Genomic DNA, 18,393 nt, shown 5'->3' with positions numbered 1-18,393 from the left:
ATGTATCCTTTCTATGAAGCGTTTAAGGTATTAAGGCTGATTGGTTTCAACTGAAGGTGCAGCAAACTCTTGCTTCACGGGCACGGTATCTTCCTTTTGTGCAGACGGCTTAGATGCTGCATCTTTATAAAGCAAATATTTCGCTCGTTTGTCGTAGTTTGGATCATTTGGCATATGTAATGTACCAGACTGACCACAACCGACGAATGCAGTACTCATCACCAAGACACTGATGCAGCAAATGACAGAACGCATCTGATCACCTATTTGATATTTTGAAGAAGTATAACCTGATCAACATACATGACCAAACCACTAAGCGCTAAAGATTATAGTGAGTTAAAAAAAAACGCCAGTTAAAGACTGGCGTTTTTTTGAATGGTTTCGATTATTTATGTTTCGGTTTGTAGAAACCAAAATAACCAATAATCAAAATGATGAACCAAATCGGACTCACCATTAAAGCTTTCATTGTATCAGCTTCAAGTGATAACACATAGATCACACCAATGAAGAAAACGATCACAAACCAACAGGTAAATAGACCACCTGGTAGTTTAAAAGTCGATTTTGCATGTAACTCTGGACGTGTTTTGTAATACACAATGTAGCTCCAGATAATCATAATCCAGACACAGATAAACAAAATCGTCGACAGTGTAGTTGCCAAAGTAAAGGCTTCAACAGTATTTGGTACAAAGTACTGTAGTGCAGCACCTAACAGTAAACAAATTGCTGAAAAGTACAATGCATTTGCAGGAACAGCACGCTTGTTTAAGTGGCCAAATGCTTTTGGCCCTTGATCTTCACGAGACAAACCAAACAACATACGCGACGTTGAAAACACACCACTATTCATTGATGACATCACAGAAGACAATACCACCAAGTTCATGATGATTGCTGCTGCTGCAATACCCGCTTGACTAAACAAGTTCACAAAAGGCGAAACCGCCGGATCAATCACGTTCCATGGTGTCACAGACATTACAATCACTAAAGACAGCACATAGAAAACAATGATACGAATTGGAATCGAGTTCACCGCTTTAGGCAAATTCTTTTCTGGGTCTTTAGTTTCAGCAGCCGTGGTACCGACCAGCTCTACACCTACAAAGGCAAAGATCGCAATTTGGAAACCCGCAAGGAAGCCTGTCACGCCTGTTGGGAACATTCCTCCATGTGACCAAAGATGACTAAATGATGCAATTTCACCCGTCGTTGAAGTGAAACCTGTAAAGATCATCCATAAACCAACGGCAATCAACACCACAATGGCAATAATCTTAATCAGTGCAAACCAGAACTCCAGCTCACCAAACAGTTTCACCGTGACCAAGTTCAAGCCCATGATGAACACAATGGCCGCAACACTGATCATCACCCCTTCCCCAGGTGTGAACGGCATCCCTCCATTAAAGAACTGAAGGTAATAAATAATGGCTGATAAGTCCGCGATACCAATCGTGATCCAACATAACCAATAGGTCCAACCAACGAAATAGCCTGCCCACGGCCCAATCAAATCGGTAGAGAAATCGATAAACGATTTGTACTTCAAGTTAGACAGCAGTAATTCGCCAAGCGCGCGCATGACCAAAAACACCATAAAACCAATAATCATGTAAATGATTAAAATAGATGGTCCAGCGAGACTAATCGTCTTTCCCGACCCCATAAATAAACCTGTACCAATCGCACCGCCAATCGCAATGAGTTGTAAATGGCGGTTGGATAAACTCCGTTTTAAATCACCTTGTTCAGAGGTCGATTCTGTATTTTCTAAACTCATTCTTGATGTCATCTTTTATTTCCAGTCGCCAAAATTACCCGAAAAGAACAAAAAAATAAAAATAAAATTGTATTAATCTATATTTTCAACATCTTTTGAAAAGTTAATTAATTTTTCTTATATTTAATGCGACAAAGGACACGTAAAAGTTCCTGCTGAAAAAAACAGCAAAATACTTGTCAAAAAATAAATTCCATGTAACAAATACAACAAGACTAAAAATCAATAAAAAATCGTGCAGGAAGCATGACTGTGGCATATCAATTGCTTAATAAAACTCAAAATTTTTCTAGAAATTTCAAGTTTTAAAACATAGAGGACTAAAACAAGAATGAATACACAAAATTTACAAACGTTTATGGAAACCATCAGTGGTTGGGTCTGGGGACCCTATATGTTGGTCCTCATTGTCGGAACAGGGATATTCCTCACACTACGCTTATTTTTCTGGCAAATCCGCATGTTGCCTTTGGCCTTTAAACAAGTCTTTGGCAAACATGACCAAGCACATTCCCATACCGGAGATATCTCCCACTTCGCATCCCTTATGACAGCACTCTCTGCCACCATTGGTACGGGTAATATCGCAGGCGTTGCCACCGCTTGTGTCCTAGGGGGTCCAGGTGCAGTGTTTTGGATGTGGATGACCGCCCTGTTTGGTATGGCAACCAAATATGGGGAAGGCGTACTGGCGGTTAAATACCGAATCAAAAATGAAAAAGGTGAAATGTCTGGCGGTCCAATGTACTACATTGAACGCGGCCTAAAATGGAAATGGTTAGCACTGATTTTTGCGCTGTTTGGCACCTTGGCGTCTTTTGGGATTGGCAGTTCAGTGCAATCCAACACGGTTGCGCTCGCTGTTGAAAACAGTACAGGAGTTGCAACATGGATCACAGGTATCGTCATTACTGTATTCTCTGCTTTGGTTATTCTAGGCGGAATTAAGTCTATTTCTAAAGCAGCATCTTTGATTGTTCCCGTAATGGCGATTGGCTATGTCCTCGGTGGTCTCATTATTATCTTCAACCACCTTGAACTCGTCATGCCTGCACTTGAACTGATCTTCCGTGATGCCTTTACTGGTGAAGCAGTAGCAGGTGGTGCAATTGGTGCCGTCATTCGTTACGGTGTCGCTCGTGGCGTCTTCTCAAATGAAGCGGGGATGGGTTCAGCACCCATTGCCGCCGCTGCTGCAAAAACCGACCACCCTGCGCGTCAAGGCTTAGTCTCAATGACAGGTACATTTATCGATACCATTATCGTCTGTAGTATCACAGGTATCGTTTTGGTCATGGGCTTTATCATGGCGGGCAATAGTTTTGGTGGCGAAACAGGCGCGGTATTAACCACCCATATTTTTGACCAATTACTACCGGGTGTCGGAGGCTGGATCGTGACTTTTGGTATTGTGTTCTTCGCTTACTCCACCATTTTAGGTTGGTGCTATTACGGCGAAAAATGCTGTACGTATTTACTCGGTGAAAAGTATGTCCTGCTGTACCGTCTCATTTACATCGCTTCAGTCTTTATTGGTTGCGTGGCATCTCTTGATTTAGTCTGGCTATTTGCCGATACCTTTAATGGCTTAATGGCGGTTCCAAACTTAATCGCCTTGTTATTGCTGTCGACGGTGATTGTGAAAGAGTCACGTGATTTTGTCGAAAAACGTAAATCAGGTGAGTTGTACTAAGGCTATTTTCAACGCACATTTTTAAAATCTGCAATAGTTAAGCCACCTTTGGGTGGCTTTTTGATTTAGAGCATTCATTTCAAATCCAATCCTCTGTATGCTGTTGAACCATCGAATACTCCAAATAGTGCATCAAATAAAGCATGGCAAAAGCAAAAAGTGTTTACCGCTGTGAACAATGTGGCGCTGACCATTCAAAATGGGCGGGTCAATGTTCTGAATGTGGGGAATGGAATAGTCTGGTTGAAGTCAATATTGCACCTGCAGTCACACATCGTGCGCAGCCCAAAATGGGTGGCGGCTATGCAGGTCAAGCTGCTGCTATTAGCACCTTAAATCAAATTTCAGTTTCACATGAGACTCGACTGGCTACAGGGATTGGTGAGTTTGATCGCGTGCTTGGCGGTGGTTTGGTCACAGGCTCCGTGGTGCTGATTGGTGGTGATCCAGGTATCGGTAAATCGACCATTTTATTGCAAACAGCAACGCACATGGCTGCGGCCAACAGTGCGGCATTGTATGTCACAGGTGAGGAATCACTCTCTCAAGTGGCTTTGCGTGCAAATCGTCTTGATCTGCCTACAGATAAACTCAAAGTCATGGCAGAAACCTGTGTCGAGCGGATATGTGAAATGCTTGCTCACGAACGTCCAGCCGTGGCAATTTTAGATTCCATTCAAACCCTTTATACCGAAACACTCCAGTCAGCGCCGGGCGGTGTTTCTCAAATTCGCGAGTCCGCAGCTTTACTGACGCGTTTTGCTAAAAATAGTGGCACAGCCTTGTTCATCGTCGGACACGTCACCAAAGAAGGTGCACTGGCTGGCCCGCGTGTGCTTGAACATATGGTCGACTGTGTTCTGTACTTTGAAGGTCAGTCCGACTCACGTTATCGGATGATTCGTGCCGTTAAAAACCGTTTTGGTGCAGTCAATGAACTCGGGGTTTTTGGCATGACCGATAAAGGCTTAAGAGAAGTGGCGAATCCTTCAGCCATTTTTTTAAGCCGTTATGATGAAGCCATTGCAGGCTCAATCGTGATGATCAGCCGTGAAGGCACACGTCCTCTGTTGGTTGAGGTTCAAGCTTTGGTTGATGATGCACATGGTCAACCGCGCCGAGTCGCCTTGGGTTTAGAACAAAACCGTTTAAATATGCTCTTGGCGGTGATGCATCGCCATGGTGGCGTGCAAACATCTGGACAAGATGTCTACGTCAACGTTGTCGGTGGTTTAAAAATCACGGAAACAGGCTCTGACTTGGCTGTTTTATTGGCCTGTGCCTCGAGTCTGCGGGGTAAAGCGCTGCCACAACAACTGGCTGTTTTTGGTGAAGTAGGACTCTCTGGGGAAATTCGCCCAGTCCCCAATGGGCAGGAACGCTTAAAAGAAGCCATTAAACATGGTTTTAAATACATTATTCTACCGCGAGGCAACGCACCGCAAAAAGATATTGCTGGGGTGAAGGTAATCTCTGTGGCGCGCTTACATGAGGCGCTCACTGAAGCCATGAGCTTAAGTGACGAACTCAACTAAGCTAAATTCCATTCATTTGAATTTCTCATAAAATAAACACGTTTTTTATTGAAATTTAGGATGAAAGGCTGCATAAAGGTAGAGTTAAAATTTATTTTTTATAGAGTAGGAAAATTTGATGGAAGTTCGACAGCGTGGTTTGATTGCTGGTTTTTTAACAGCGGCTCTTTTAGTTGCACCCTTAGCCGCAGAAGCTAAACGTGCAGGTGGTGGTAAAAGCCACGGCATGAGCCGTCAAGCTGCACCAACTCAGTCTTATCAACAACCTCGTCAAGCAACTCCAGCTCAACAACCTACCGCGCCCGCTACAGCTCCAGCTAAATCTGGTCCAGGCGTCGGTGGTATGGTTGCGGCGGGTGTAGCAGGTGCTGCAATTGGTGCTGTAGCTGCAAATGCATTGGCAGATGACAACTCTGCTTCTCAAGCGCAAACACAGGAAGAAAAAGGTGGTATTCCAAGCTGGATCTGGATTCTTCTTGCTGCTGCTGTTGCCTTCTTCATTTTCCGTAAAATGGGCGCAAAAAAAAAAGTAGCACCTAATCCATACGCGCCAAATAACGGTTCAACTCAAGCACCGTTTGGCCAACAAGCTGCACCACGTACATCAAATGACAACAGCAATATTTTTGGTCAGTCTGTAGGTGGTTCAGCTGCTACACCACAAAACAACGCACCTTTTGGCGCTGCCTATACCAATAGTGGTAGTCAGTTGCCAGACGGTACAGAACCCGCTGCTTTCTTACGTATTGCTCGTCAACGTTTCAATCATATTCAGTCAATGAACACTGCAAGTAACATCTCTGAAATTCAACGTTACTTAACACCTGATCTTTACCAGTCTATGTATCAAGACATTATGGCGAATCAAGATCAAGATGTAGCTGAGTTTTCAAACCTTAATGCGATGGTTTCAGACTCTGCGACAGAAAATGGCCAATACGTGGTTAGCGTACGTTTTACTGGTACAGTAAGTGAAGACCTCAACAGCTTACCGCAACCTTTTGCTGAAGTTTGGCACTTTGTAAAACCTGCGGGTTCTACCCAAGACTGGCTCGTTGCGGGTATCCAACAAGAAGCGTAATTTCCAGATATATAAAAACAGCGACTTCGGTTGCTGTTTTTTTGTGCCCTATAAATCCGCCTGTCGATTCAACCTAGTCATCAGCGCCTCGCTTAAACAAAAACACCATTCAAAACGATAACAGCCAATGGTTTTCCTAAAAGTTAGGCTCAACATTTCCTAATAAGTAAAACCTATCATGTATGTTAAATAAGAATCACACAAAGAGACTGCACAAGGCATCCTCAGTCATACACCTTCTTTTAGCTTCGACCTACACTTCTCCCTAATAAGTTAACCGCGTTATTCATGTTTGATACAAATGGGCAATATCTAAAAATAAGTGAGCTTTAATTTTCGTCTAAAACTGAGATCATCATTTACCACTCTCAAGCTTTAAAATGCACAGGGTTTCTATTGATCATGCTCTGCATCTAATATTCACGCTGTAAATCATCTACTCATAAAAAATGCCTCTATATAAGAGGCATTTTTATTTACGTTTTTAGTCTTATTCAGGTAATGGGATAAATTGAGAGTCCTGATTTTGCTCTTTTCTTTCCCCAACAACCACAGCCACATCTAAAGGTTTGCCATCGCGCTCAAGTGAAATCTGAATGGTGCTATTTGGCGGTTGTAGAGCCACAAAATTAATCAAATGTGAGGTTGAAGTAATCACTTCATCATTCACTTTCACAATCTTGTCGCCTTTCTTTAAACCAGCTTTTGCAGCAGGTCCCGTTTTTAATACGTCCGCGACAACCACACCGGGCCCTTTAGGCTCTAAGATATTGACTTGTTCAACAGGCAATAAACTAATACCTAGCCAACCACGTACCACACGGCCGTCTTTAAGAATAGAGTTCAGTACTTGTTGGCAAATTCTTGCAGGAATGGCGAAACCAATACCTAAAGACCCACCTGACTGAGAGAAAATCGCAGTATTAACCCCAATCAAATTACCCGCGACATCAATCAAAGCACCACCAGAATTACCTGGATTAATCGCAGCATCGGTTTGAATGAAGTCTTCATAGGTGTTAATACCTAAGTCAGAGCGTCCTGTAGCAGAGACAATCCCCTGTGTAACGGTTTGACCTACACCAAATGGGTTGCCAATGGCCAAGACTACATCACCCACTTCGTTACCACTGAGCTTAAAAGGTAAAACAGGCAGATTCGCCAGCTCAATTTTAATCACAGCCAAATCGGTATCGGGGTCGGTACCAATCACTTTTGCCACTGCACGACGGCCATCTTGTAATGCCACAACAATTTGATCAGCTTGAGCAATCACATGATTATTCGTCAAAATATAACCATCAGGACGAACAATCACACCTGAGCCTAAACTGTTTTCATTTTTATTTTGGCTAAACTGATCTGGAATTTGATTGCCAAAAAATTCACGGAACGCAGGATCATTGAGTAATGGATGGTCAAGTTGTTTGACTTTTTGCGTGGTAAAAATATTCACTACTGCTGGCGCAGCCACTTTCACGGCGGCACTATAAGAAACCACCCCACCCGTACGCGTGGTGTTAATTAAAGGCTCCACCTTTTCAGCAGGCATCTTAATACCATCCGACGCCACAGGCGCTTTTGGTTTTTGATACTGCTGCCAAGCAAAAAATCCAGCAATGACTAAAATGAGTAATACCCAAGGTAACCAGGAAAAGGTCCTGCGCACGATTTCACCCTCTAAAATGTTTTAATTCATTGATGACTAAGTAATTTATGCCTATTGTAAAGCGAAATTCAAGCCGAAGCACAAAAATAAGCAAGAGTTTTGTCATGCTTTAGTTACAATAAACAATAGGTTCCGATGTAATCAATTTAAAAGAGTTTTTAAGTCGATATGGCAAAATTACAAGACATTATCCAATGGTGTGATCAAACCCTCAAATCACCTGAGTTTAAGGACTATGCACCGAATGGCCTTCAAATTGAAGGTAAAACCGAAGTGCGTAAAATTTTAGCTGCTGTGACTGCATCGCAAGATGCCATAGATGCCGCGATCCGAGAAAATGCGGATCTTTTACTGGTGCATCATGGTTATTTTTGGAAAGGTGAAGCCTACCCCATCACAGGTATGCGCGGTAAACGGATCAAGAGTCTGATTCAACATGACATTTCTTTGTTGGCATATCACCTCCCCCTCGACAGCCATCCGAGTCTTGGAAATAATGCAGCGATTGCAGATTTGCTCAAACTGGAACGTATTGAGGCACTTGATCCATCTGAGCGTCATCCTATTGGTAATATTGGTTATTTAAACCAGCCTATGCCTGTGGAAGACTTTAAAAAGTTTGTATCTGAGACATTAAAGTTTGATGTCACCCATCTTCCTGCGGACAAGACCATGATTGAAAAAGTCGGTTTTTGTACCGGTGGTGCACAAGATTTTATTGTAAAAGCCGCTGAACAAGGCTGTGATGCCTATATTTCAGGCGAAGTCAGTGAACGTACCTTCTATGAAGCCAAAGAATTAGGCATACATTATTTTGCTTGCGGACATCATGCGACTGAACGCTATGGCGTGCAACGATTAGGTCAAGCCATTTCAGAACAATTTGATATTGAATATGTTTATTTCGAGTTAAACAACCCGATCTAAGCAATCGCTGGGATGAAACTCCTTTCATCCCAGTCCTCTCAATGCGCTTACATCACATAGCATCCAACATCACCTCCATTTAAGCAAATGACTAATTTTTAAAATATTATCCCTAGTCTTTCGTATTTTTAATTCAAAACATAGCATCAGTTCAAAAACGCTTTGCATCTCATCCTTGTTATACCTGCTGAACGTTCAACCAATATGAACAATAAAACTTCCGACGCTCCATTCTAAATTGTAAATAATAAACATATTGATTCTCATTAACCTTTAAGTGGATAATAAAACTGCTTTGAAAAATCCCAATAAAACAATTTTGATGATTAAAGGAATCAAACACATGGCTTATTCTTTACCCGCTCTTCCTTATGCCTATGATGCACTCGAACCCAATATTGATACGAAAACGATGGAAATTCACCACAGTAAACACCATCAAACCTACATCAATAACATTAATGGCGCGATTGCAGGCACAGAATGGGAGAAACTGTCTGTGGAAGATTTGGTTGCCAAAGTCAATGAAGTCCCTACTGATCTTAAAAATATGGTGATCAATAATGCAGGTGGTCATGCCAACCACTCACTGTTTTGGACGGTCATGAGTCCACAAGGTGGTGGCCAACCGACTGGAGCTGTGGGAAAGGCTATTGATGAGCAACTCGGTGGTTTTGATGCTTTTAAAGATGCATTTACCAAAGCCGCGATTAGCCGTTTTGGCAGTGGTTGGGCATGGCTGAGCGTGACACCTGAACACCAGCTAATTGTTGAAAGCAGTGCAAATCAGGATTCCCCACTTATGCACGGTCATACCCCTATTCTCGGTTTAGATGTATGGGAACATGCGTATTATCTAAAATACCAAAACCGCCGTCCTGAATATATCAATGCCTTTTATAATGTGGTCGATTGGGATGAAGTAAATCGCCGTTACCACGCTGCGTTACAGACTAAAAATTAATCACCCATCTCAATCCATCTAGAGCTTAGAGTCTTTTAAAATGAATATATTCTGTACGAAAGACTCTAACGATATCCTGTGTATCGTATATGTCTCCTTGCGAAGTTTTTTGCATATTTTGTGTATTAAAAGACTGCCCTATTGTCTATAGAATCATTTACAATAAATGCACTTAAAGTAAAACCCAGCAAATCTGCAAGGAATGAAACATGACAACCATTACTTTACCTGCACTTCCATATGGCTACGAAGATCTTGCTCCGCACATCAGCAAAGAAACTTTAGAATTCCACCACGACAAACACCACAATACTTATGTTGTTAACCTAAACAACCTAATCAAGGGTACTGACCTTGAAGGTAAAACTTTAGAAGAAATCATCACAGCTTCTGCTGGTGATGCATCTAAAGCAGGTATCTTCAATAATGCAGCACAAGTTTGGAACCACACATTCTACTGGAACTGTATGGCTAAAAACGGTGGTGGTAAAGCAACAGGTGCTTTAGCTGCTAAAATTGATGAAGCGTTCGGTTCTTACGAAAAATTCGCTGAAGAATTTGCTGCTGCTGCAACAACTCAATTCGGTTCAGGTTGGGCTTGGTTAGTTGCTGACGAAGTAAATGGTAACCTTTCTATCCTTAAAACTTCAAATGCAGACACTCCACTTGCACACGGTAAAGTTGCAGTGTTAACTATTGACGTTTGGGAACATGCTTACTACATCGACTTCCGTAATGCACGTCCTGTTTACATCAAAACTTTCCTTGAAAGCCTTGTAAACTGGGATTATGCAAACGCGAAATATGCAGGTCAAGCTGCTGGCGTTGAAAAATAAGATTCGTCTTGTTTAAAAAACCGCTCTTTTTGAGCGGTTTTTTTGTTTTTGCTACCTAAACGCATATTTATAAAGCAAACAATTCATTTCTCAATATTTTTTGCTTGACCCATTTTCCTTTCCTCCCTAAAATGCGCATCAGATTCTCCAATAGCTCAGTCGGTAGAGCGACGGACTGTTAATCCGCAGGTCCCTGGTTCGAGCCCAGGTTGGAGAGCCACTATTCTTCCATAGCTCAGTCGGTAGAGCGACGGACTGTTAATCCGCAGGTCCCTGGTTCGAGCCCAGGTGGAAGAGCCAAGATTCTAAAAAGCCCAAGCATCGTGACTTGGGCTTTTTTTATTGATCATTGTTTTGATCTACATCCTATACCATTCTGGTATACAGCTATGACATATCAAATTGTTTATAAAAAAAACATTTAATCTAAAATTCGACTTTTTTTAGAATTGTAACTTGACCGATGTGTAATTTTCTCTATACTGCATTTCAGATTCTCCAATAGCTCAGTCGGTAGAGCGACGGACTGTTAATCCGCAGGTCCCTGGTTCGAGCCCAGGTTGGAGAGCCAAATTTTAAAAAGCCCAAGCATCATGACTTGGGCTTTTTTCTATCTATAAAAACGACATTCACCCATAAGTAAAACCAATCTCTCAAAATCACTGCAAAGCAGCTTTCCATACAGGCCCTTCTCAGCTTGAATACCCATAATATCTTCATAGAAAATCAAAGATAGCTGAATCGAATCACATCAATAAAAGCTAAACCGTTTATTTTTAAATCATTTAAAACAGATTATATAAAAATATCAGGCCAAAGACTTGACCCTTTGAGCTTTGCCACATAGAATGCGTGCAGATTCTCCAATAGCTCAGTCGGTAGAGCGACGGACTGTTAATCCGCAGGTCCCTGGTTCGAGCCCAGGTTGGAGAGCCAAAATTCTAAAAACCCACTCCATGCGAGTGGGTTTTTTCTTTGTGCTAGAAAATATTGTGTTCGATCTGAGTCAAATCATCTTTTTTATCATCGGCTGCTTCGCCACTATTACGTTAGTGATCATGGTCTACCCTGACCTGTTTCGCCGTAAGCAAAAGGTTTATGCCAAACACGTCATTACGCCGTTTGAACGTAAAATGTTTATTCGCTTAAAAGAAGCCTTCCCACGCCATCATGTTCTAGCTCAGGTTTCATTTAGCTCGCTGATTACCAGTGACTACTATAAAATACGGGCCAAGTTTAACCGTAAAGTCACCGATTTCGTTTTATTAGATGAACAATTAGCGGTCGTGGTGATTATTGAACTCGATGATCCTTCCCATATCGGCAAAGAACAAGAAGATGCAGAACGTGATGCCATGCTCAATGAAGCAGGTTACATCGTTCTGCGTTTTACAGAAATTCCAAGCATTCGCCAACTGCACAAACACATTGGTGTCACACCTGCAATGCGTGCTTGAATTATTTTGAGACCGCGCTGCTCGCTTCCTGCTGTGTGAATTGCTTTTCGGCAGCCAACTTTTCTTGAATACGCTGCTGTTGTTCTTCCTTAATACGCTGATATTCCGCTTGGTTTTTTGCATCGCTTTTTACCGCTAAAAAAGCAATCCCTAAAATAAGCAATGGAATCACAATACCAAGACTCGCTAAAAACATCACTTTTGGCGTTAGTTTTTGAGTTGATTTCGTCATAGCCAGCCTATTTCCAATATCTAGATTTTGATGGGCAAATACTATAACAAAAAAGAGCCTCAATCATGAGGCTCTGTTTTCAGTTTAAATGGTTAATTTTATGTCGGTGCTATACCTGTACAATTTTCATTGGTGCTGGCATCCACTGTATTTGGATCAAGTATAATATTAGTATTTGCTGGCATCTTATCTTGAATAAAATTATAAACTTGTAAATTTTTACATACAATTGCTTGGGTATGAGTTGCTCCAACAACTGGATCTAATAAAACATTTGGTGAACCCAATCCTTGCAACTTCGTAACTAAACCCTGTGTGACTGGATATGGAACATTTGTATCCAATGTACCTTGTACTATATATACAGGTTTATCAATTCGTTTAGTCCCAGGCTGACTGCTTACTAAGAAGTTTTTTACGGTTTCATTGGTTGCAAACACACTAGTATCTAAACCAGGATAATCCATGACTTTTTTATCAGGATTTGCTGTCATAAACTGAATAATATCGTCTTTAAATTTATTAATTAAGCTTAAACTTGGGTCACTATCATTGTCTAAACACAGACCATTATCCCCTGTTGAACCTTCTGCAAACTCAGCCAAAGATTTGGCACGTGATTGGAAAATGTCCTGATAATTAAATCGCGGCTCATACGCTTTAATACCAACGCCCGTTAATGCTGCATAAGCCAATAAGGTTGCATAAGAATCGACCGAAGTACGTGCAGCCAAAGGTACACCAAGTTTAATTTCTTGCTCTTCAATGCCAGCTAAAGCTGCTGGCGCAACCTCAAGAATAATTTTGCCCAAACTCGAAGCTGGTGCACCTGCCACAGCACCTTTATAGGTTGCATCTGTATTTGCGTATTCTGCGGTCGCTAATGAGGCATGCCCCCCTTGAGATTGCCCCACAGACATCCACGCACCATTCAACTGCTTACCATAATGATCTTTTGCTGCTTGTACAGCAGAAAGCGCTGACTTCGCAGCACTAGATAAGTTTAAATATGGATGAATCCCTGGCGTGCCCAAACCTTCATAATCTGGCGCAACAACCACATAACCAGCAGCTAGTAGACTGTCTGCTAAAATTTTAAAACGTGGGTGAATCATATTATTACTTGGTGCACAACTATCACCTACCCCAACCGTGCCATGCTCCCAAACCACTACGCGATAACCATCTATAGGTGGTGCTACTTTAGGGAACATCACCAGCGCCGTTGCTTTAGCGGTCTGACCTTGAACATTTTCCATGTTATACGTCATTACCTTAATAGAAGCTGCAGTGTTTAATGTGTCTTCTGAATAAGCACTTTCAGAAACATAGGTCTGTTTTTGATTTGAAGCGGGCGAATCATCATCGTCATTACAAGCAGTTAAAGACAGCATTGAAACGGCAACTGTAAGGGCTAATGCTATTTTCGAGCGTTTCATAAAATATCCTTTTATTCGTTGTTTTTTTAAGCATGAAACTACATGCCGTTTTATTAAGACATAAAAAAAGCGCCCTGTATAGGACGCTTTTCAACCAAACAATCACTTTAAATAATTAATTCTAAAAAGATTCCAGTAAAGATAAGAAGTCCCACCCAACGATTGTGACGGAATGCCCAAAAACAACGCTGTGGATCTTTGTCTTTGGTTTTGGACCATTGATAAATAAAATCAGCCACGACTACAAGCAATGCGATTAAACCCAATGGCATCAATAAATTTTCAAGGTAAAGCGCCGTACCGATCAAAATGACACTCATCACCTGTAAAAGTGCAATGATTTGAATATCAAAACGACCAAACAAAATGGCTGTCGACTTCACCCCAATTTTTAAATCATATTCACGGTCGGTAATGGCATATTGAGTATCATACGCCACAGTCCAAGCCAGATTGCCAAAATACAGCAACCAACAGGTTAAATCTAATGGTTTACCCATAGCCGTAAAGGACATCGGAATTCCCCACGAAAAAGCCATGCCTAAAACAACCTGAGGCAAATGGGTATAGCGCTTCATGAAAGGATATATAAATGCGAGAAAAAGCCCGCCTAAAGCACAATAAAACGTTTCAATCGGTAGAAACAACAACATACAAGCACTAGCAAAGACTAAAGCTAGAAACACATAAATGGCTTCTTTGGCTGTGATAATCCCTGTTGCTAAGGGCCTCGTTTTAGTGCGCTCTACATGCGCATCGACCTTACGATCAGCAAAATCATTAATTGCACACCCAGCCGCACGCATAAATATCGTGCCAAGTACCATCGGAATCAGAATACCAATTGGCGGTATGCCCTCTGCTGCAATCCATAGTGCCCACATGGTAGGCCAGAACACCAATTCTGTGCCAACAGGCTTATCAAAACGACATAAATAATAATAGGCTTCTAAACGTTCACGCCAAGTAATTTGATGCGCAGTTGTCATGACTGTCCTTCAGATGCTGAATTCTGCTTTTGCAAAAATTGCTCAAAACTAGCCAAAAAGGTTTCTTGAACAATAAACTTGCAACCGTGCCAAGTATAACAGCTCTGTCTGGTCCAGCCATCTTCTAGCCAAATCACACGACGTTCACATGCTGGATTGGTGCGCTGAAACAAGAACCAACCAATCGGTTTTTTACCAATATGTTTAAAAAGCCGTGCGCGGCCTTGCAAACTTAAGATCGGGAAAATGCTTTTGGCTTTGACCCAAGGCTCTGCATCACTGCCATATAAAAAACTTTCTCGTACCCATGACGTATGCTGAAACGGCATGCCCATCCATTTTGCATCGATAAACTGAAGACGCTGAAAATGCTCTTTGGTTGGTTGAACCCTAAACGCCCCATCAGCCAAATCCGTCAGTTGCTGAGTAAGTGAACCTGAAGCATATAACCATGTTTTCAGTTCAGCTGGAATCTGCTGCATAAGCCTACCTGTACCATTGATTTACTGTGCGCTTAAACGCTTTTTGAGTTATGAAGAATGTATTTGATTGTAAGATCAATCTTTAGCAATTATCTGTTTTTGCAATGGTTTCAAATTTACCTTGCGGAGTTCTTATCAAAATAAAACCTTCAGTACTCAAGTAAAAACTTTGAGGATAATCATAATCCAGTGCCAACTCTGGGCTTTTCAATGCAACAAATTCTGCATGCTTATAACCTTCAGGGGTGCGACCAACTTCGATATAAGTCACCATCGAAAAATTTAGCTTAAAACCTTTGTCGTGATCTTTAGGATCAATCCAAGGATAAAAACTGGTGTGCTTTTTACGCTGTGCCATTACTTTCATCAATTTTTTCAAGTTAAACAGATGATACAAAAAAACCCGCGACTAGCGCGGGTTTTTTACAGTGAAATTCAGTTCAGAATTACAAGCTGTAGTACATATCAAATTCAACTGGGTGAGTTGTCGTGTTCAAACGACGCACTTCTTCAGTTTTAAGTTCGATATATGCATCAAGCATTTCTTTCGTAAATACACCACCTTTAAGAAGGAACTCATGATCTGCTTGAAGCGCTTCAAGAGCCATATCTAGGCTGTGCGCAACTGTAGGGATTTTCGCTTCTTCTTCAGGAGGAAGGTCGTATAAGTTTTTGTCAGCTGCTTCACCTGGGTGAATCTTGTTTTGGATACCATCAAGACCCGCCATTAACAATGCAGCGAAACCTAAGTACGGGTTCATCATTGGATCTGGGAAGCGAGCTTCGATACGTTTGCCTTTAGGGCTAGAAACGTAAGGAATACGGATAGAAGCAGAACGGTTACGTGCTGAGTAAGCCAACATAATCGGCGCTTCGAAGTGTGGAACTAAACGCTTGTACGAGTTTGTAGATGGGTTCGTAATTGCGTTCAATGCACGAGCGTGTTTAATTACACCACCGATGAAGTAAAGCGCCATTTCTGAAAGACCAGCATATTCATCACCAGCAAACAAGTTCTTGCCATCTTTAGAGATCGACATGTGAACGTGCATACCAGAACCGTTATCACCAACCATTGGCTTAGGCATGAAAGTCGCAGTTTTTGCATATTGGTGCGCAACGTTCCAAACAGCATATTTGAACTGTTGTACTTCGTCTGCTTTACGAACCATTGTGTTGAAGCTTACACCAATTTCTAATTGGCAAGATGCAACTTCGTGGTGATGTACTTCTACACGACCTGGGCCCATGATGTCTTCAATACGCGCACACATATCAGCACGCATGTCATGTGAAGAGTCAACTGGAGGAACTGGGAAGTAGCCACCTTTAACACGTGGACGGTGACCAGAGTTTCCGCCTTCGTAGTCTTTGTTTGTTGACCAAGCAGCTTCTTCAGCAATCAATGTATGGCGCGCGCCAGACATATCAATTTCCCATTTTACTTCGTCAAATACGAAGAATTCTGGTTCTGGACCAAAGAATGCAGTATCACCAATACCTGTAGATTTTAGGTATTCTTCAGCACGGCGAGCAATCGAACGCGGGTCACGGTCATAACCTTGACCTGTTGATGGCTCAATAACGTCACAAGTAACAACTACTGTCGGCTCAGCGAAGAACGGGTCGATAAAACCAGTTGCAGCATCTGGGCGTAAGATCATGTCAGATGCTTCAATGCCTTTCCAACCAGCGATAGAAGAACCATCAAACATTTTACCGTCTTCAAAAGTATCTTCGTCGATAGTATCTGCTGGGTAAGTTACGTGTTGTTCTTTACCCTTAGTATCCGTAAAACGGAAATCGACCCATTTTGCGCCACTTTCTTGGATGAGTTGTAGGACCTTGTTCGCCATGCTCATTTTGCTCCGATGAATTTTTGTTGCACTCTTTAGTGCGTGTTAGTAGTTGGTTGTTCTAAAGCAATTACCGTACCAACTTTAAAAAGCTTAGCTAAAATATTGAATTCATTATCAGAATAACAGTTTTAAGCTGTTTGCTTTGGCTCTATTATACTGAGCTAAAAAGTAAATGCACCATATTCAAGCACGCTTCTTCACATTTAATCTAAAAGATTTCGAGTGTGGATCATAATGGTGCATTTTTAAATTTCACTGGTCAATTTACACCCATTTCTTATAAATTAGAGTGATGTTTAAGCTGTTATTTTCGCCTTGATTTGACTTCCACACCTCATATCACGGCGAGCGATATACCTGAAATCAAATATAATCAGCGTAATTAACTGTTTTTATTTGATTTTTAAAAAATTAAAAACCTCTCCTTTCAAACCCAATATAAAGCCGAAATCTCAGATGTGACTAAGCAAAAAAATATGCTCTGTTTTGGTGACATTCGGGGAGTTTTTGGCTCACTGCATTAAGAGATATTCTTTTATATTCCTTGAATGTGCATGCTTCATGACATTTACACATAGTCCACGAGGTTTCTCGTTAGAATTTGAATCTGAGATATTCATAAACTCTATATCAGTTAGTAACAAAACCCATTGTAATTTTTAGGCCCGAAAAAAAATGTCGAGCCCTAGCTGTGTATTTTTTGCTATGATAATTTCGGTTTTGTGCCTCCATTCAAGTCATTGAATGAGAAAAATAATTTACTTATAGCTTTATAATGTAAACGCACGAATACCATAGGACTCTTCAAGCACATTTATGTGCATAAATTTCAATAGGTTAAGCTCATGCTTTTAATGATCGACAACTATGACTCTTTTACATACAACATCGTCCAGTATTTTGGCGAGTTAAATCAAGAAGTAAAAGTAGTACGTAATGATGCCGTGACATTGGAAGATATTGAGCGATGGCAACCTAAGTATCTTGTAATTGGCCCTGGTCCATGCTCACCTTCGGAAGCAGGAATTTCTATTCCAGCCATTCAGCATTTTGCTGGAAAAATTCCATTATTAGGGGTGTGCTTAGGACATCAGGCCATTGGTCAGGCTTTTGGCGGCGAAATCATTCGTGCCAAAAAAGTGATGCATGGTCGTTTGTCTGACATGCACCACTCGAATAAAGGCATTTTTAGCAACCTCCCTTCTCCATTTTCAGCAACGCGTTATCACTCACTGGTGATTGATCAAGAAAGCTTGCCTGAATGCTTAGAAGTGACTTGCTGGACCAATGAAGCCGATGGCTCAATTGAAGAAATCATGGGTGTAAAGCATAAGACGCTTGCCGTTGAAGGCGTGCAATTTCACCCTGAATCAATCTTGAGTCAGCATGGCCATCAAATCTTTAAGAACTTTTTAGAAATTTACGCATAAATGAGTGC

The 18,393-nt window shown here is 41.5% G+C and carries 17 protein-coding genes and 4 tRNA genes; 12 read left to right on the top strand and 9 right to left on the bottom strand.

The genetic code is table 11. The features are described from left to right. Nucleotides 1-30: 30 nt before the first annotated feature. Both WH214_RS04435 and WH214_RS04430 read right to left on the bottom strand, forming a co-directional pair. On the bottom strand, nucleotides 31-255 hold the full coding sequence (locus WH214_RS04435) for a hypothetical protein (protein ID WP_125273268.1): 225 nt from the start codon (nucleotides 253-255) through the stop codon (nucleotides 31-33). Between the two features lie 133 nt (nucleotides 256-388). Then, nucleotides 389-1,792 (bottom strand): amino acid permease, encoded by a 1,404-nt coding sequence (locus tag WH214_RS04430; RefSeq protein ID WP_004695775.1) that lies wholly within the window; start codon nucleotides 1,790-1,792, stop codon nucleotides 389-391. Nucleotides 1,793-2,123: 331 nt separating this feature from the next. On the opposite strand from WH214_RS04430, the gene WH214_RS04425 reads away from it, so the two are divergent. The 3 genes from WH214_RS04425 to WH214_RS04415 all read left to right on the top strand — a co-directional run bounded on the left by WH214_RS04425 (nucleotide 2,124) and on the right by WH214_RS04415 (nucleotide 6,101). After that, nucleotides 2,124-3,485, top strand: coding sequence for an alanine/glycine:cation symporter family protein (locus WH214_RS04425; protein WP_336955809.1), 1,362 nt, complete (start codon nucleotides 2,124-2,126; stop codon nucleotides 3,483-3,485). A 143-nt stretch (nucleotides 3,486-3,628) separates the two neighbouring features. After that, nucleotides 3,629-5,020, top strand: coding sequence for a DNA repair protein RadA (radA, locus tag WH214_RS04420; RefSeq protein ID WP_339422375.1), 1,392 nt, complete (start codon nucleotides 3,629-3,631; stop codon nucleotides 5,018-5,020). A 118-nt stretch (nucleotides 5,021-5,138) separates the two neighbouring features. Further along, nucleotides 5,139-6,101 (top strand): Tim44 domain-containing protein, encoded by a 963-nt coding sequence (locus tag WH214_RS04415; RefSeq protein ID WP_339422374.1) that lies wholly within the window; start codon nucleotides 5,139-5,141, stop codon nucleotides 6,099-6,101. Nucleotides 6,102-6,591: 490 nt separating this feature from the next. On the opposite strand, the gene WH214_RS04410 is transcribed toward WH214_RS04415, so the two are convergent. Next, nucleotides 6,592-7,770 carry a S1C family serine protease gene (locus tag WH214_RS04410; protein ID WP_004982593.1) on the bottom strand — a complete coding sequence of 393 codons (1,179 nt, stop codon included), beginning with the start codon at nucleotides 7,768-7,770 and terminating at the stop codon, nucleotides 6,592-6,594. 168 nt (nucleotides 7,771-7,938) lie between these two features. Here WH214_RS04410 and WH214_RS04405 point away from each other — a divergent pair, with 168 nt between their 5' ends. The 8 genes from WH214_RS04405 to WH214_RS04370 all read left to right on the top strand — a co-directional run bounded on the left by WH214_RS04405 (nucleotide 7,939) and on the right by WH214_RS04370 (nucleotide 11,954). After that, a complete protein-coding gene (locus WH214_RS04405) occupies nucleotides 7,939-8,697 on the top strand; it encodes a Nif3-like dinuclear metal center hexameric protein (protein WP_336955813.1) in 759 nt (252 codons plus the stop codon). A gap of 343 nt (nucleotides 8,698-9,040) precedes the next feature. Continuing rightward, the gene (locus WH214_RS04400; protein WP_339422373.1) at nucleotides 9,041-9,661 is read left to right on the top strand and encodes a superoxide dismutase; all 621 of its coding nucleotides are present in this window, start codon (nucleotides 9,041-9,043) and stop codon (nucleotides 9,659-9,661) included. A 209-nt stretch (nucleotides 9,662-9,870) separates the two neighbouring features. Further along, the gene (locus tag WH214_RS04395; protein ID WP_010327236.1) at nucleotides 9,871-10,497 is read left to right on the top strand and encodes a superoxide dismutase; all 627 of its coding nucleotides are present in this window, start codon (nucleotides 9,871-9,873) and stop codon (nucleotides 10,495-10,497) included. A 144-nt stretch (nucleotides 10,498-10,641) separates the two neighbouring features. Next, nucleotides 10,642-10,717, top strand: a tRNA-Asn gene (locus WH214_RS04390). Nucleotides 10,718-10,721: 4 nt separating this feature from the next. Then, nucleotides 10,722-10,797: transfer RNA gene (locus tag WH214_RS04385), tRNA-Asn, on the top strand. Nucleotides 10,798-10,992: 195 nt separating this feature from the next. Further along, a tRNA-Asn gene (locus WH214_RS04380) sits at nucleotides 10,993-11,068 on the top strand. Between the two features lie 289 nt (nucleotides 11,069-11,357). Then, nucleotides 11,358-11,433, top strand: a tRNA-Asn gene (locus WH214_RS04375). Between the two features lie 122 nt (nucleotides 11,434-11,555). Next, nucleotides 11,556-11,954: a DUF2726 domain-containing protein gene (locus WH214_RS04370; RefSeq protein ID WP_339992922.1), complete on the top strand. Its 399-nt coding sequence runs from the start codon at nucleotides 11,556-11,558 to the stop codon at nucleotides 11,952-11,954. A gap of 1 nt (nucleotide 11,955) precedes the next feature. Here WH214_RS04370 and WH214_RS04365 read toward each other — a convergent pair whose 3' ends face one another. The 6 genes from WH214_RS04365 to glnA all read right to left on the bottom strand — a co-directional run bounded on the left by WH214_RS04365 (nucleotide 11,956) and on the right by glnA (nucleotide 16,958). Next, nucleotides 11,956-12,186 (bottom strand): hypothetical protein, encoded by a 231-nt coding sequence (locus WH214_RS04365; RefSeq protein WP_039890041.1) that lies wholly within the window; start codon nucleotides 12,184-12,186, stop codon nucleotides 11,956-11,958. Between the two features lie 98 nt (nucleotides 12,187-12,284). Next, on the bottom strand, nucleotides 12,285-13,625 hold the full coding sequence (locus tag WH214_RS04360) for an alpha/beta hydrolase family protein (protein WP_339422371.1): 1,341 nt from the start codon (nucleotides 13,623-13,625) through the stop codon (nucleotides 12,285-12,287). Nucleotides 13,626-13,732: 107 nt separating this feature from the next. Then, on the bottom strand, nucleotides 13,733-14,614 hold the full coding sequence (gene ubiA / locus WH214_RS04355; RefSeq protein ID WP_339422370.1) for a 4-hydroxybenzoate octaprenyltransferase: 882 nt from the start codon (nucleotides 14,612-14,614) through the stop codon (nucleotides 13,733-13,735). Next, a complete protein-coding gene (locus WH214_RS04350; protein ID WP_010327240.1) occupies nucleotides 14,611-15,096 on the bottom strand; it encodes a chorismate--pyruvate lyase family protein in 486 nt (161 codons plus the stop codon). Before WH214_RS04350 ends, ubiA begins: the two co-directional genes overlap by 4 nt. 82 nt (nucleotides 15,097-15,178) lie before the next feature. Continuing rightward, a complete protein-coding gene (locus WH214_RS04345; RefSeq protein WP_339422369.1) occupies nucleotides 15,179-15,454 on the bottom strand; it encodes a hypothetical protein in 276 nt (91 codons plus the stop codon). Nucleotides 15,455-15,542: 88 nt separating this feature from the next. Next, nucleotides 15,543-16,958: a type I glutamate--ammonia ligase gene (gene glnA, locus WH214_RS04340; protein WP_005400480.1), complete on the bottom strand. Its 1,416-nt coding sequence runs from the start codon at nucleotides 16,956-16,958 to the stop codon at nucleotides 15,543-15,545. Nucleotides 16,959-17,800: 842 nt separating this feature from the next. Here glnA and WH214_RS04335 point away from each other — a divergent pair. Then, nucleotides 17,801-18,385, top strand: a complete 585-nt coding sequence (locus WH214_RS04335) for an anthranilate synthase component II (RefSeq protein ID WP_005400479.1) — start codon at nucleotides 17,801-17,803, stop codon at nucleotides 18,383-18,385. Nucleotides 18,386-18,393: the final 8 nt, after the last annotated feature.

The sequence above is a fragment of the Acinetobacter sp. MYb191 genome (assembly GCF_037572605.1).
Taxonomy (GTDB): domain Bacteria; phylum Pseudomonadota; class Gammaproteobacteria; order Pseudomonadales; family Moraxellaceae; genus Acinetobacter; species Acinetobacter johnsonii.
Note: the sequence above shows the minus strand (reverse complement) of the source record. Positions and strands in the feature narration are given on the sequence as shown.

What these genes read in the sequence shown, in the direction of transcription:
- WH214_RS04335 (WP_005400479.1), top strand. Translation starts at nt 17,801, where the DNA reads ATGCTTTTAATGATCGACAACTATGACTCTTTTACATACAACATCGTC.
- glnA (WP_005400480.1), bottom strand. Translation starts at nt 16,958, where the DNA reads ATGAGCATGGCGAACAAGGTCCTACAACTCATCCAAGAAAGTGGCGCA.
- WH214_RS04395 (WP_010327236.1), top strand. Translation starts at nt 9,871, where the DNA reads ATGACAACCATTACTTTACCTGCACTTCCATATGGCTACGAAGATCTT.
- WH214_RS04345 (WP_339422369.1), bottom strand. Translation starts at nt 15,454, where the DNA reads ATGGCACAGCGTAAAAAGCACACCAGTTTTTATCCTTGGATTGATCCT.
- WH214_RS04435 (WP_125273268.1), bottom strand. Translation starts at nt 255, where the DNA reads ATGCGTTCTGTCATTTGCTGCATCAGTGTCTTGGTGATGAGTACTGCA.
- WH214_RS04405 (WP_336955813.1), top strand. Translation starts at nt 7,939, where the DNA reads ATGGCAAAATTACAAGACATTATCCAATGGTGTGATCAAACCCTCAAA.
- ubiA (WP_339422370.1), bottom strand. Translation starts at nt 14,614, where the DNA reads ATGACAACTGCGCATCAAATTACTTGGCGTGAACGTTTAGAAGCCTAT.
- WH214_RS04425 (WP_336955809.1), top strand. Translation starts at nt 2,124, where the DNA reads ATGAATACACAAAATTTACAAACGTTTATGGAAACCATCAGTGGTTGG.
- WH214_RS04365 (WP_039890041.1), bottom strand. Translation starts at nt 12,186, where the DNA reads ATGACGAAATCAACTCAAAAACTAACGCCAAAAGTGATGTTTTTAGCG.
- WH214_RS04430 (WP_004695775.1), bottom strand. Translation starts at nt 1,792, where the DNA reads ATGAGTTTAGAAAATACAGAATCGACCTCTGAACAAGGTGATTTAAAA.
- WH214_RS04415 (WP_339422374.1), top strand. Translation starts at nt 5,139, where the DNA reads ATGGAAGTTCGACAGCGTGGTTTGATTGCTGGTTTTTTAACAGCGGCT.
- WH214_RS04350 (WP_010327240.1), bottom strand. Translation starts at nt 15,096, where the DNA reads ATGCAGCAGATTCCAGCTGAACTGAAAACATGGTTATATGCTTCAGGT.
- radA (WP_339422375.1), top strand. Translation starts at nt 3,629, where the DNA reads ATGGCAAAAGCAAAAAGTGTTTACCGCTGTGAACAATGTGGCGCTGAC.
- WH214_RS04360 (WP_339422371.1), bottom strand. Translation starts at nt 13,625, where the DNA reads ATGAAACGCTCGAAAATAGCATTAGCCCTTACAGTTGCCGTTTCAATG.
- WH214_RS04370 (WP_339992922.1), top strand. Translation starts at nt 11,556, where the DNA reads ATGGTCTACCCTGACCTGTTTCGCCGTAAGCAAAAGGTTTATGCCAAA.
- WH214_RS04400 (WP_339422373.1), top strand. Translation starts at nt 9,041, where the DNA reads ATGGCTTATTCTTTACCCGCTCTTCCTTATGCCTATGATGCACTCGAA.